Origin of the sequence: Ignavibacterium sp. (genome assembly GCF_025998815.1) — a bacterium.
Classification (GTDB): Bacteria; Bacteroidota; Ignavibacteria; order Ignavibacteriales; family Ignavibacteriaceae; genus Ignavibacterium.
In genome coordinates this window covers 2,918,598-2,933,561 of the sequence record NZ_AP026678.1, presented here as the reverse complement: position 1 = coordinate 2,933,561, position 14,964 = coordinate 2,918,598, and the positions used below count along the sequence as shown (strand labels likewise).

At 35.1% G+C, this 14,964-nt stretch carries 11 protein-coding genes; 9 read left to right on the top strand and 2 right to left on the bottom strand.

Annotation, left to right across the window (positions count from 1 at the left end; translation table 11 throughout):
• Window positions 1-65 precede the first annotated feature (65 nt).
• Together Q0X14_RS12670 and Q0X14_RS12665 are read right to left on the bottom strand one after the other, a co-directional pair.
• The gene (locus tag Q0X14_RS12670) at window positions 66-3,881 is read right to left on the bottom strand and encodes a T9SS type A sorting domain-containing protein (RefSeq protein WP_297839220.1); all 3,816 of its coding nucleotides are present in this window, start codon (window positions 3,879-3,881) and stop codon (window positions 66-68) included.
• An 11-nt stretch (window positions 3,882-3,892) separates the two neighbouring features.
• Window positions 3,893-5,281, bottom strand: coding sequence for a glucosyl transferase (locus Q0X14_RS12665; protein WP_297839218.1), 1,389 nt, complete (start codon window positions 5,279-5,281; stop codon window positions 3,893-3,895).
• 755 nt (window positions 5,282-6,036) lie between these two features.
• Here Q0X14_RS12665 and Q0X14_RS12660 point away from each other — a divergent pair.
• The 9 genes from Q0X14_RS12660 (at window position 6,037) to Q0X14_RS12620 (ending at window position 14,944) form a co-directional block, all read left to right on the top strand.
• Window positions 6,037-6,741: a LiaF domain-containing protein gene (locus Q0X14_RS12660; RefSeq protein WP_297839216.1), complete on the top strand. Its 705-nt coding sequence runs from the start codon at window positions 6,037-6,039 to the stop codon at window positions 6,739-6,741.
• Window positions 6,742-6,828: 87 nt separating this feature from the next.
• Window positions 6,829-7,806: a histidine kinase gene (locus tag Q0X14_RS12655; RefSeq protein ID WP_297839214.1), complete on the top strand. Its 978-nt coding sequence runs from the start codon at window positions 6,829-6,831 to the stop codon at window positions 7,804-7,806.
• A gap of 34 nt (window positions 7,807-7,840) precedes the next feature.
• The gene (locus tag Q0X14_RS12650) at window positions 7,841-8,590 is read left to right on the top strand and encodes a LytTR family transcriptional regulator DNA-binding domain-containing protein (protein ID WP_297839211.1); all 750 of its coding nucleotides are present in this window, start codon (window positions 7,841-7,843) and stop codon (window positions 8,588-8,590) included.
• 83 nt (window positions 8,591-8,673) lie between these two features.
• Window positions 8,674-9,162, top strand: coding sequence for a MarR family transcriptional regulator (locus Q0X14_RS12645; RefSeq protein WP_014559311.1), 489 nt, complete (start codon window positions 8,674-8,676; stop codon window positions 9,160-9,162).
• A 59-nt stretch (window positions 9,163-9,221) separates the two neighbouring features.
• A complete protein-coding gene (gene fabG, locus Q0X14_RS12640) occupies window positions 9,222-9,965 on the top strand; it encodes a 3-oxoacyl-ACP reductase FabG (protein ID WP_297839208.1) in 744 nt (247 codons plus the stop codon).
• On the top strand, window positions 9,962-10,954 hold the full coding sequence (locus Q0X14_RS12635; RefSeq protein ID WP_297839205.1) for a ketoacyl-ACP synthase III: 993 nt from the start codon (window positions 9,962-9,964) through the stop codon (window positions 10,952-10,954). The genes fabG and Q0X14_RS12635 overlap by 4 nt, the downstream gene beginning before the upstream one ends.
• 2 nt (window positions 10,955-10,956) lie before the next feature.
• Window positions 10,957-12,474, top strand: a complete 1,518-nt coding sequence (locus Q0X14_RS12630) for a sodium:solute symporter (RefSeq protein ID WP_297839202.1) — start codon at window positions 10,957-10,959, stop codon at window positions 12,472-12,474.
• The gene (locus Q0X14_RS12625) at window positions 12,467-13,999 is read left to right on the top strand and encodes a long-chain fatty acid--CoA ligase (protein WP_297839199.1); all 1,533 of its coding nucleotides are present in this window, start codon (window positions 12,467-12,469) and stop codon (window positions 13,997-13,999) included. Before Q0X14_RS12630 ends, Q0X14_RS12625 begins: the two co-directional genes overlap by 8 nt.
• Before the next feature lie 15 nt (window positions 14,000-14,014).
• Window positions 14,015-14,944 carry a hypothetical protein gene (locus tag Q0X14_RS12620; RefSeq protein WP_297839196.1) on the top strand — a complete coding sequence of 310 codons (930 nt, stop codon included), beginning with the start codon at window positions 14,015-14,017 and terminating at the stop codon, window positions 14,942-14,944.
• Window positions 14,945-14,964 lie beyond the last annotated feature (20 nt).

The window sequence follows — 14,964 nt, the reverse complement described above, 5'->3', positions numbered from 1 at the left end:
ATTTTATTTAAAATCCCCTCTCCTTATGCAAAGCATCCTGTGGAGGAGAGGGGTTGAGGTGAGGCTTACTTAACCACCATCATTTTCTTACTTGAAGTAAATGAGCCTGCCGTTAGTTTGTAGATATAAACACCGCTTGCAAGACTGCTTGCATCAAACTCAACCTTATATCTTCCGGCTTCACGGTACTCATCCACCAATGTAACTACTTCGTTGCCAAGTATGTCGTACACTTTTAGTGTTTGATGACTGGCGACCGGAGACTGCCAACTGATTACTGTCGTAGGATTAAACGGATTCGGATAATTCTGACTCAATGCGAATTCTTTCGGAATTGTTTCTCCCAGATAATTCAATTCTTTTTTCTTTCCTTTTGCCAATGCACTTCCATTATCAATCCTGTCAACCATCGAAACTTCCGGTGTTATGTTTTCTTCTATTCGTAATCTAAGCTTTACTATCCTTTGACCGATTCCCTGTGTGTTGACCTGATACAATATATTCTCAAAGTCGGTAAGATTGTTCTGATCATAAACCACATCGTCAAATACTCCGAGTACTTGTCCTGTATTAATATCAACCAACTCTACCTTAAATCTTACCTGTTCTCCCTGAGAAAACATTCCCGATATTGTACTGCTGTCCACTATACCATATTGAACAGTGTACTCTAAGCCGCTGTTATCTGTTACTTCAAACGGCTCTGTTTCAAGATACTGATTAAGAAGGTTTACATTTGATATATCTACCTCAGGCGAACATTCGATAAATCCTACTTTCTGATCATCTATTGTTATGTCGCCCAATGCAAAATATATCTCTCCACCGTTTTTTCTCAACACTCCCGTTCTTCCGTTTGATACAACCAATCCATTTGATTTCTGAAGTGAATAATAGGTATTAAGATTTGAAGAGAGTGTAAAATAATACGGCTGACTTGTTGCCTTGAAAATATTGGCATACATATTTGTTTTTCCGTTACCGTTGCTTATTTGTACATCTTTACCTGGTATACCAATTATTTCATAAATGGACCTAAGATTATTATCAGCAAATTTTACAGTTGAGTTGTTCTGACTCCAGGCAAATGCATAATATGTATTGTCATTTGATTTATTGATATTAGGTCTGGATACATTACTGCCAAATGACCAGAAACGACTGTTTGCAGGGTCTTTTAAAACAACTGCACTTACAACAGGGTCTTCATCATTCCAGCCAAGCCAGCAGACTCTTGCACCCGTACCCAATGCTATTATAGACGGTGAAGTGTGAAACATATAACTGCTACCGTTTGATATAGTTGAATAATTAGTCTGTGAGATGTTTCCATTACCGTCTTCAACAAGTTTGCAATAGAGAATTGCTCCTGATTGTTCCCAGGCTAAGTGAAATAATTGACTTCCTCCATTAGGATGGATATAAGAATCTATTGTTGGGTTTAAAGAATAATTATTAGTGTTTGGAATCACCCCCTCTGAAGTTATACTCCAATTATCAGGATTAATCAATACATAATAAAGACTGGGATTGCCACAAAAAGGTGCATTCCCTGTTTTCCAGACTACCAATATTTTCGTCAGTGCAAATTGACTAAAAGAATAGGTTATGACTGGTGTTGCGGTATAATTTTCATTACAGGAGTAAAATGATAATCTGAGATATGCATTATCGAAAGAAGGCTCATACTGATACACCTTTAGTTCTCCCAATTCCTCAAACACAACAAGAGGAAAGCCATTGTAATTACAGACTGCTGGATTCTTTGAAACATTATTGGATAGCGGTAATCCGTGATTAGTTAATTGCCATTGTACTCCGTTGTTGGTACTTTTTTCAAGCCAAACTCTATTCATACTTTCATAGACATTATATAACACTCCATTAGCATCTCTAAATAACTTCCTCTGGCTGCCTTTTGAATAAGCGTAGCTGTTATTACTTAGCTGCGTACCTTTAAGGTTTGCCTGTACTGTTGCTCCTTCCTGCTTGAAGACAACAGGTGTCTGAAGTGCATTTGCATCCTGAAACTCTGCACTGCCCTGCGGACTTGCACTCCAGTTCTGAAAATAAAATTTATGTGTCCTGCCCGTTTGCTGTAAGTCTATATTCTGCACTGCATCTGCTTTTACGGAGTAGTAGGGTTTGTTAGGATTGTTTGGGTCAGGGACTTGATTTAAGAAGACGCCACCTGTTGTATAACTGTACTTACCAGTCGGTTGATAAGGGGAAAGTGGGCGTGGTGTAATGTAATTGCCCATTCCTAATTGATTATCATTTTCATCAAATACATACCAGGGATCACTAAACCATATGGGTAATTGATCATTAAAACTCACACCGTCTATCAGATTTCGAATCGTAGCACTCCGTAAATCGATAAATTGTGCATTTTGATCAATATCCCCTTCTGAAGTTACGTCAAAATCTCTTATTAAATAATAAAGTGATAAATTATTGTTCCAATTATTATGCTTTTTTAACTCAGACATAATAAATCTTTCATTTTTTGTCTTAACAGAGTATGTATTGTAACTGAGAATTCTAAAATCGCCAGAGTTAATAACATCATTATTATTTAACAATAATTGACCACCCAAGTTAAGCTGTGAATAGCTGTTACTAAACTTTACAGCTCTCTTTGCAGATACCGATGCCGAAAAATATCCTTGTCCACCGTTTCTTCCTGGTGTGAGACAAATTGGTATTAGTACAATTTTATTAATTTCTCTTTTTATAACTTCTATCGAACCATCGCCATAAGAATTAATTGGAAAAATATGTTTTGTAAAATTATTGTAACCATTATCAACAATGTATAATGCTTTCCATTCAATATTATCTTCACCGTTCATAATGATGTTTAAAACCTCGTAGTTCCCACTAAAAGTGATGTAATTAACACCACCCAATCCACCCATTGAATCGAATGATTTATTACCCGTTGGATATGAGTTATAATTTTTTATTTTTGCAGTAGGGAATAATCTTTTTAATGTGTTTTGATCTGCTCTTTCACCTGTGAAATATCGCCATACAGCATACTCTGTTAATGCAAGAGTCAGAGACTTCTCGTGAATTGGTTGTGATAGTATGAAATCTATATCGCTCATAATATTTTCACCAGGATTTTGGCCCATTCTTTCCCAAATATCTCTTATTATATCATTATCATTTGTCCATTCAACTAAAAACATGGGCCAGATAAAACCAGCATAAGGATATAAACCTATTCCTCTGCCTTGGGTATCAATTCTTAATTCCGGATCGTTTAATGGATCTACACCCCAAAAATTCTGGAAGTATTGATATATTTCAAAACCATAAATGTATTCACCAAAATAAGTTGCGCAATTTTCATAAAACCAAAAGTTATTTGGATAACCATCTCTGTAAGTATATGCGAATTGAGTTGCATGGCTAAATTCATGAGCAACGACAATCCTTAACTCACCATTGTTATCTCCATCCTCTAGGTTATTTCTGATTTCAATAAAGCTTGGGGCCCATTCATTTGTCCAAGAATTATTGAACTCTGCTTTACAAACACCTTTGGCGCCAGTAGATAAAATGTAAATATCATAACGATTATCCCCGCCTCTATTATCATCCGGTGGTGGAATTAACCAACCCCGCTGGATACAGATTTCTTCATACGCAAATTCTGCATAAGTAGCTACATTATTAGCATAAATGAAGTTAGTTTCGTAGGTGTTGTAATGTATTATAAAGTGTGTTGTATAAATCCTATCAGGTAGATTCGTTGGTCTTGGGTCCGATTCAAGTGATAAATTTACTATACCGATACAGGTAGAGTCCGTAAAAGCAAACATATTAAGATAGCCTATAACGAATAACAATAAAAAAAGTAACTTGTACATTTTAACCTCCATTAAATTATATTTATTATGTAAATGACTGCGGTTGAACCAACAATACCATAATAGCTGTAGCCAACAGCTACCAATAATTTATTTTTCGTATCAATCTTTAACAGATACCTATCCTGGTTCTTTAACTCTGTGATTTCCTTGTAAGTAACACCGTTAAAATGTCCTATCAGACTGTGCTGCCCCGATATGAATATATTATTGTGCGCTGTACCTCTTATTGTAAAGGCGACGTCAGAAAAATTAGGTGTTACTCTTTTTATATTAAGAATATTGCTGTCTGGTTGTCTATATATTTTACCCCAGCTAGCAACATATGTGAAAAATTTAGAGTTTGACCAAACACCTGAAATTGGACCTATATACTCATTATTATTTTGATTGTTTGGTGAACCCTCATATACTTTATTACTATTCTTCCCAACATAACGTAAAAGTACAGTTAAAGCATAACTGCTATTATATCCGCATGCCCAGATTGTTTCACCAACACTTCCCCAAACATCAAGTAAATCCACATCTGTCCCGCTTTCTATCTTCGTCCACTTTACTCCATCCCAGTGGGCTATGTTGCCATTGTTGCCTACCGCATATAAATCCTCACTCGAGCTGCCCCAGAGTTTGTTGATTGATACTGGTGTACAAATTGGCTCTGATTGGCTTTGCCCATTCCATCTTACCACTTGAGAACCATCCATTCCAATCCAAATATCATTCGGTCCGAAAGCAAAAATTGATTTTGCAGGATACGAACCCATACTTTGTTGACCACAAAAAGTATAAAAATATATCCTCTTCAACTCCCACTTAGTTCCATCCCAGTGGACTGCGTTGTATGCGTTCGGGTCAGGGTTGCCGAGTGAGTCAAGCATATAAATCTCACCCACTGCCCAGATGTTGTTTTCATCTATTATCGCTACATCGTAAAGCGTGCTGCTGCTGTGCTGCCCAAACTCCCAGCTCTGCCAGGTAAAGTCGTGGCTTGTGGTGTCCATTGTCGTTACCGTAAGCTCATTGCTTGAATGCCTGCCTTCGGCAGGGAAACCTGAATGATTGAATGGTTGAATGCCTGCCTTCGGCAGGTAAAGCTGAATGGTTGCCTGGAATTTGTATGTTTTGTTTGGCAGTAGTGAGTCAACATAAAGCAATGTATCTGCACTCAAAAGACTGATTGTTTCAGAAAGATTACCGTCTTGCAGCAGATTCATGGTTGCTGGCAGTTGGAGGTTTGTGGTTGTAAGTTTTATCCACGCCTCTGTGCAGCTTACATCTTCAAGTTCAAGTTTAAGCTCTGCCTCAAGCTTTGGCTCTGTGGTTTGCTTGCAGGATGTTGCAAACAGTAGTAGTTGTATAATCAATGTTAACAATGGCATATAGGTTTTTGATTTCATTTTACAATCCTGACTGATATTGCTTTGGTTCAAAATTAAGCTTTTCAATTAAACAAAACCAGATGTGTAAAAAGGGACTGAAATGTAATTAGCTAAGTTGTCAATCGTTAATTGATGGGAGGGGGTAATTGTTTTCGAGACTAAAATGTTATTTTGCTGCAGATGACTACTGAAGCTAAAAGACACAAAACAGAATTTTATGCTGTGCTTTAATATTACGACAAAATTGGTAGTTAATCGCATAGACTGCTCCACTTAACTCTAAATATTTCAAATTTTATTCCTTCAGATTTTCTTCGATTAGAAAAAATTTTTGAAGTCAGTGATTATTAACATCAAAATGTAAGTAAAGATTACAAGTTAAAATTAAAGAGGTGCAAAAATATTTTACGACAAAAATGGTGACAACTATGATTAGTAACAGGTGTCAGTTATGATGATATAAGAAAATAAGGAAATAAGGTAAAAGGTATAAGGGAAGATTAGGTTAATCAAAATAGTTTAAAGTTTATATGAAAAATTGTTTAATTCAGAACTTTATAAATTAACATTTAATTTTATTTTTAATTTAAATTATTAGTTAAGATTTTATATTGAATGGGATTGCTTCTTTAATTCTGTAACTCCCTATTATCGTTTTCTATCTTCTCTTCACCGACATTTTCCTGCCATTTACCGATTTTATGTTTGCCACTTAGTATATTTAACTTACTTTTCCATCAGAAAAAATGCATTACAGCATAAAGGAGACTGATATGGAAGATATCAACAACAAAACTGACAGAAGAATGTGGCTCGGTGGGGCATTCATTGTTCTAGGATTTCTTTTTTTCCTGAACTCACTTGACATTCTTGATTTTAGCATTTCAAGAATAATTTTCTCCTGGCCTTTCTTCTTTTTGGTAATTGGTGTTTTCATAACACTAAATACCAATAAAAAACTTCTTGGAGGAATTTTATCCGGACTTGGTGCAATATTTTTAATTCCAAAAATTTTTCCAAGCGTTGATTATAACGGCACAATTGTATTGGCAATAATATTCATTGCTTTAGGATTATATATAATTCTTAATCGTCGCGAAAAAGAAAAAATTGCTTTTGATCAGGAACGAAAGGATTATATTGATGATGTTGCAATCTTTGGCGGCGGCAATAAAGTAATTACTTCTGACAACTTTAAAGGTGGGAATATTACTGCTGTGTTTGGCGGTTCTGAAATAAATCTTAAAGGATGTAAACTTGCTGAAGGAACTAATGTAATTGATGTACTTTGTGTATTTGGCGGAACAACTTTAATTGTACCTCAGGATTGGAATATCGTTTTGAATATAACTCCAATCTTTGGAGGATTCTCAAACAAATTAATTAAAGATCCTAACGCAATTGCTGATCAGAATAAAACACTGATAATAAAAGGTCTGGTTGTTTTTGGCGGCGGTGAGATAAAATCATATTTATAACTGAATATGTTTGGAAATCCTATATTAAAAAGCCCGAAGAACTTTTTACTCTACCTTTTGTTTTGCGGTGGCTTAGCAGTTTTATATGTGAACCTGATCATTTTTGATAGTAAGCTTGATTCAAGTGTTGCACTTATTGATGTTTTAGCTTTTAATTTACTTCTGACAGGTATCGGAATAAACTATTGGTTTGCAGCAAAGTACTTATCAATAGAAAACACACAGGTTCCTAAAATAATTTTCAGTCATTTACTCGGTGGAGTATTTGTAACATTGTTCTGGCTGATAATCGGTTACTTTATTTCTTTCAGTCTGGTAAATGATCAGTCATCATACTCAACTTTCTTTTTTGCAACATTAAAGCTGAGAGTAATTGTAGGTTTACTTCATTACTTCTTACTTACTGCATTCTATTACATAGTAATTTATTATTCAAGCTTTCAGGAAAAACTCGTAAAAGAAACTGAACTGAGAAACTTAGTTACCGAAGCTGAATTACGTTCTCTCAAATTTCAGATAAATCCGCATTTTATTTTCAACGCGTTAAACTCAATGAGTGCTCTTACAGAAATTGATCCCAAAAGAGCAAAACAGATGATTATCAAGTTAGCTGATTTTCTCAGATATACTTTGGCAAACAATGACAGACAAAAAAATTCTCTTGCAGAAGAATTGAAAAACATTAAACTGTATCTCGATATTGAAAAAATCAGGTTTGAAGATAAGTTCGAATTTGTAGAGGAAATTGATGAAGCTTGTAAGAATACAGAAATTCCTTCGATGATACTTCAACCACTATTTGAAAATGCGATAAAACATGCTGTGTATGAAACGCTTGACAAGGTAATAATAAAATTAACTTGCAAACCGATTGAAGGATTTCTTAAGATAAGTTTATCAAACAACTTCGAAGGCGAATCACATAAAAAAGGTGCTGGTGTTGGATTAAAAAATATTCGTGAGCGATTAGCATTGATTTATCATCAGGACAATCTGCTTGAAGTGAAAAAAGAAAACGGTACATTTACAGTAAACATTTTTATCCCCTTGGATAAAACCATTTAATAAGCTTAACAGAACTAAAATCTATTTTTAGAAAATGCAAAACAAGATTAAAGTTATAATTATTGACGATGAAGCACTCGCACGTCAGATAACAAAAAATTATTTAAGCAAGCGAGACGATATTGAAATCATTGCCGAATGCTCAAACGGTTTTGATGCAATAAAAAAAATTAACGAGCTAAAACCTGATTTGATTTTTCTTGATATACAAATGCCGAAACTTACCGGCTTCGAAATGCTTGAATTGATTGAAAATCCTCCTGTAATAATCTTCACAACAGCTTATGATCATTTTGCAATTAAAGCTTTTGAAGTAAATGCAATTGATTATCTATTAAAACCTTTTTCAGAAGAGCGATTTAATTCAGCATTGCAGAAAGCAATTGGTCAGCTTGGCGACAGATTCAAACAAAATTCAGCAATTGAAAACATAATTAAAACCACTGATGAAAAAATTGAATTCCTGGAAAGAGTAGTAATTAAAGATGGTTCAAAGATTACAGTAATTCCGGTTGAAGAAATAAAATGGATTGAAGCTCAGGATGATTATGTTTTAATCAATTGCGACAAAGGTAGATTTCTCAAACAAAAGACTATGAAATATTTCGAGACTCATCTCAACGAAAATCAATTTGTAAGAGTTCATCGTTCATACATTATTAATGTTGATTTCATTCAACATCTTGAGCAAACAGAAACAGAATCCTACCGATTAGTATTAAAAAACGGAAAAGAAATTCCCGTAAGCAAAACGGGACTTCAGCGATTAAAGAATACCTTATAACAATTTTTTCCTGATAACACTTGACTTTAAACTCAGGTTGATTTAAGTTTTTATCGTTTGAAAAATAAAAAACGATAAAATCTATGTCCACCGAAGAAAAAATTAAAAAAGAACTTATTCAAAGATTCGGTGATGCTTACAAAGCTTTCGGATTAAATAAACTGATGGGACATATAATTGCGCTTCTCCTCTTCTCACCTGAACCATTATCCCTTGATGATATAACTAAACAACTTGGCAGAAGCAAAGGACCAATCAGTCAAATCGTTAGAAGACTTCGTGACAAAAGACTAATCCGAAAAGCCTGGATGCCGGAAAATAATCGTAAAGATTACTATGAAATTGAGCCGGAAGTTTTTGAACATGCTTTCCGTAATAATCTTGAACTCATAAAAAACAACAAAAGGATAGCTACTCAACTTAAAGAAAAAATTAAATCGGCAAACAAAGCATCACTTGCAACAATAAATACAAGAATGAAAGAAATGGAATTATTTTATTCATTAATGGAAGAGCATTATAATGCCTTCCTGAATGAATGGTCAAAAGAAAGAGCAAAACTTTACAAGTAATTTATTTTTAACTAATCGTTTGAAATTTTTCAAACGATAAAAATCAGGAGAGAATAAAAATGAAAAGATTGGAAAACAAAATCGCAATAATAACCGGCGGAGCTCAGGGAATCGGGAAAGCAGCAGTAAAACGATTTGCAGAAGAAGGTGCTGTTGTAATTATCTGGGATGTTAATGAAGAAAAAGCATCTGCAACAATAAATGAGTTAAAAAATATCAGCAGCAGAATTGAATTTAAGAAAGTTGATGTTACTAAACTTGAGTCTGTTTCTGAAGCAGCAAAAAAGATTATCGATAAATACAATAAAATTGACATCCTGATTAACAATGCCGGAATTACACGAGATGCTTCTTTTCTAAAAATGACTTCAGAGCAGTGGCAACAAGTTATTGATGTTAATTTGACAGGTGTTTTTAACTGCACTAAAGCTGTTGCTCCATTTATGGTCGAAAAACTCTACGGAAAGATTGTAAACACTTCATCGGTTGTTGGACTATATGGAAACTTTGGTCAGACTAATTATGTAGCAACCAAGTCAGGTATAATTGGTATGACTAAAGTTTGGGCAAGAGAGCTTGGAAGAAAAGGAATTAATGTTAATGCAGTAGCTCCCGGATTTATAGCAACCGAAATGGTTTCTACTGTTCCGGAAAAAGTTCTTGATATGTTAAAAGAAAGAACCCCTCTCGGAAAACTTGGTGATCCTGAAGATATAGCTAACGCTTATCTTTTCTTATCAAGCGATGAGGCAAAGTTTATTAACGGCGCTGTATTAAGTGTTGATGGTGGATTAGTTCTATGATTAGAAATGCTCAAATAGTCGCTTCGGGGATGTATGCCCCCGAAAGAGTTTTACCTAACTCATATTTCAATGAGTTACTTGGTGAAGATGTTGATACCTGGCTGAGAGAAAATCTTACAATCAGAGAACGAAGATGGTGTAATGAAAATCAATCAACAGCGGATCTCTGTGTTGAAGCAGCCAGAAAAATTCTTGATGATGCAAAAGTTAAACCTGAACAAGTTGATCTACTGATTATTGCAACTGATACTCCGGAATATATTTCACCATCTACAGCTTCTGTAGTGCAGTATAGAATTGGTGCAGTGAATGCAGGAACTTTTGATATCAATACTGCTTGTGCCGGTTTTGTTACTGCTTTGGATGTGGGTTCAAAATTTATCATTGCTGATAAAAGATATCAGAATGTTCTTATCATTGGTGCTTATGCAATGAGCAAGTATTTGAACCTGCAGGATAAAAAAACTGTAACACTTTTTGCTGATGGAGCTGCAGGAGTTCTTCTGCAACCGATTGAGAAATCTGAAAAAGGTTTTTTAACAAGCAAACTTTTTACTGACGGTCAGTACTGCGATTGGATGGGAATTTATGCCGGAGGAACACATACACCTGTCACTCACGAAATAATTGACAGAAAAGACCATCTTTTGAAGTTCGTAAAAAAATTTCCAAAAGAAACCAATCCAACCACATGGACTAAAATGATTAAAGAAGCTTGTGATGAGCTGAAAATTCAACCAGGTGATATTAACCATTATTTCTTCACACAAATTAATATTAACTCCATTTGGGAAACACTTGATAATCTTGGCGTTACAAGAGAAAAGGGATATGCAATTATGGATCGCTATGGTTATACTGGCTCAGCTTGCATTCCAATGACATTTGATGAGATCAGAAGGAAAGGATTGATTAAAGAAAATGATTTGTGTTTGTTCATTGGTTCCGGTGGTGGGTTAGCTTTTGCATTAACAATATTCAGGATGTAAAAATGGATATTGCATCAAAAGAATTAGTAACAGCCGGCTGGATTTTAGTTTTGGCTTACAGTGCAGTAATTCTGTTTTTTGTTTTTCGTGGTGCAAGAAAAACAAAAGACATAAATGATTACGCTCTGGGAAGTCTCTTATTCTCCCCTGTCGCTGTAGGATTATCACTCGCAGCTTCAATGACAAGTGCTGCAACATTCATAATTAATCCTGGTTTTATAGCTTACTACGGATTGAGTGCTTTTTTGTCTTACGGAATTTTTTTGCCAATTGCTGCAATTACTTCTTTAATAATTCTGACTAAAAGATTTCGCAAACACGGCACAAGCGTTAAAGCATTAACAATGGCTCAGTGGATGGGAACAAGATATCAGAGTAAAGGATATTCATTATTCTTCGCTTTCCTTTCTTTGCTTCTGATCACTTTCATTGTACTGATATGTGTTGGATTAACAAAAGTTCTTTCAAAGACTTTGAATGTTGATGAGTTTACAATCCTGATTGGAATAGTAGTTTTTATTTTCGGTTATATGATGTTTGGTGGCGCTAATTCGATGGTTTATACTAATACAGTTCAAGCAATTATTATGCTTGTGGTTGCCTTCATTCTGTTGGGTTCCGGTTATGAACATTTCAGTAACGGGATTAATAATTTCCTGAATAAACTTGCATCAATTGACCCAAAACTTGTTCAGACAACAAATGATTCAAGTTTTCTTTTCAGAGATTATTTTGAAATAATTATTGCTCAGATGGTAGTTGGAGTTGCAATAGTTTGCCAACCTCATATCATCACTAAATCTCTTCTTCTTAAAAATGATTCTGATGTAAACAGATATCTCATCACTGCTTCAATAGTACAGATGATTTTCTTCCTCGTTGTCTTTACCGGATTATATGCACGAATTGAATTTCCTGATTTAATGATTAATGGTTCTACACTAAAACTTGATGGCGTTATTCCGGCTTATGTCGTTAGAAAGTTTCCGGTATTTGTTGGTTTAATTGTAGTAATGGGATTAATCTCAGCAGGCATTTCAACACTTGAAGGATTAATTCAATCAATCTCTACAACTATCACTACAGATATTATTAAACCTTTGTTCGGGAAATATTTATCAACCGATGAGAACAAAAGTAAGTCATCACTTATACTGATTAATAAAATTGTCATTGCAGTTATCGGATTGATTTCAATTTATCTTTCATATGATCAGCTTGTAAATCCAAAACTCAGCGTAGGAATATTTGCACAGAATGGTGTTTATGCTTACTTCTCAGCAGCGTTTGTTCCGATTTTATTCGGAATGTTTTTTAAGAATGTATCAAGACTTTCAGTGGTTTCTGCTTCATTAGTTGCAATTGTAGTTCACTTTAGTTTTTTCTACGGACATATTAAAGTTCCATTTAGCATTGCAACAGGCGAAAACCCCGGTGTTGCTGCTGCTATTGCAATTTTATCATCGGTATTTGTTGGTGTGGTGATTCATTTAATACAAAGGAGAAAATCCAATGTATAATTTTCAAACTGACTGGCTTGCAAAGTGGGCAAAATATACTCCAAACAGAATGTTCATCAGAGAACATCAAAGAGATGTTCAATGGACTTATTCCGATTTTAATAAAAGAACAAACGCACTGGCTGAATTTTTAGTGAATCAGTACAAAATAAAAGAAGGCGACAGAATTGCCATCTATTCAAAAAATAAATCTGAGCATGTAATTTTATTTCTTGCCTGCATAAAAATCGGTGCTATTCTCATTCCATTAAACTTTCGTCTTACACCAAGAGAACTTGACATTTTAATTAACGATGCTGAGCCATCAATCTTTTATTATGATGAAGAATTTTCAGATCACATTCCAAAAATTTCAGCGGTTCAAAAAATAAAGTCAGTAAAAAAATTAGAAGAGATTGAAAAGTTTCTTTTGGAAAATTCCGTTCAATCAGATTTCAATCCTTCCGAAATATTTTCCGAAGATACTCCGGTAATGATTCTTTACACAGCAGGAACAACAGGATTGTCAAAAGGAGTTATCATAACACACAAAATGCTATTCTGGAATTCTGTTAACACTGGATTAAGATTAGACTTAACTTCAAAAGATCATACTCAAAGCTTCGCTCCGTTTTTTCATACTGGTGGCTGGAATGTTTTATTCACACCATTTCTTCATCACGGTGCTTCGCACACACTGCTTACTCATTTCGATGCTGATTTGATTTTGCAACTGATGGAAAAGGAAAGAGCAACAATACTATTCGGAGTTCCAACAATGCTTCAGATGATGGCAGATTCACCGTTATTTAATAAAGTTGATCTATCATCAGTGAGATATGCAATTGTTGGCGGTGCTCCTATGCCGATTCCGCTTATTAACATCTGGCATCAGAAAGGAATTTTTATAAGACAAGGTTACGGATTAACGGAAGTAGGACCAAATTGTTTTTCGCTTCATCAGGATGATGCGATTAGAAAGAAAGGTTCAATTGGCTTTCCGAATTTTTATATAGATGCAAAAATTATGAAAGACGATAATACAGAATGTGAACCGGATGAAGTCGGAGAGCTATGGCTTCGCTCCCCTGTTGTAACTCCCGGTTATTGGAGAAAAGAAAAAGAAACTTCAGAAGCTATTACTGATGGTTGGTTTCACACAGGTGATCTAGTAAAAAAAGATAGCGAAGGATACTTCTATGTAGTTGACAGGAAAAAGAATATGTACATCAGTGGTGGTGAAAATGTTTATCCCGCAGAGATAGAATCATTTCTTTATACGAACAACGCAATTAAAGAAGTAGCAGTTATTGGTGTACCTGATGAGAAATGGGGTGAAGTTGGAAAAGCTTATGTGGTGTTAAAAGAAAATTCATCATTAACCAGTGAAGATGTTATAAAATACTGTCTTGGAAATCTTGCCAAGTATAAAATTCCAAATTATGTGGAATTTTTAGAAGAGTTACCAAAAAATGATGCTGGTAAAATTGATAAAAAGAAATTGCTCGAATTACACTTGAATTCAATTAACAAATCTAATAACTAAATGAAAGGAGCTACTATGAAAAAGCTACTTATCTTCGCACTTTTTGCTTCATTGACATTCTTATATGTCGGATGCGACAGCAGTGATGACAATGGAACAACTCCTCCACCACCACAAGATCCGATTGTTGGTACCTGGATTTCAGAAGGCTCTGATGTTGCACCCGGATTGGTTGCCACATTAAAAACAGTTCGCATAGTTGCTACATTTAATGCAAACAATACCTATAATGTAGTTGCAACAGATAGTGCCGATGCTCAGGTAACCTACTCAGGAACTTATTCTGTAACTGAAAATGCCGGAACCTCTATAAAGTCAATTTCATTAAATCAGACTGTTCCAACTTCGGTAACCTCGCAGGGAATTTATCAGGTTGATTCGGATGGATTTCTTAAATATGAGGTGATTCAGACTACACCTGCAATTCCTGGTTTTACTCCTCCAACTGCAGCAGAAGGATTTGGAAGTACCAAATACAATGGAGTTCCACTTGGACAAACCTGGATTCAGAATTTTGTTCCTGCTAATCCAACAAAAGAATATCTCGTAGGAACCTGGGTTTCTGAAGGTGATAATGTTGCACCAGGATTAAAATCCACTCTCAAGACTAAGAAAATTGTTGCTACATTCAATGCAAACAATACGTACACAGTTGTTGCAACTGATAGTTTTGATGTCAGTGTTACTTATACCGGAACATTCACAACACAGGCAAATTCAAATACCTCAATCAGAAACATTACATTGAACCAAACAACTCCAACTTCTGTAACATCGCAGGGAATTTACAGAGTTACAACTAAAGACTTGACTTACGAAGTAATCCAAACAACTCCTGCTATTCCCGGCTTTACTCCCCCAACTGCAGCAGAAGGATTTGGAAGCACAAAATACAATTCTATTCCTCTGGGTGCAACCTGGATTCAAGTATTTGTTAAGCAATAATTTTTTCAATCAGGACGGCT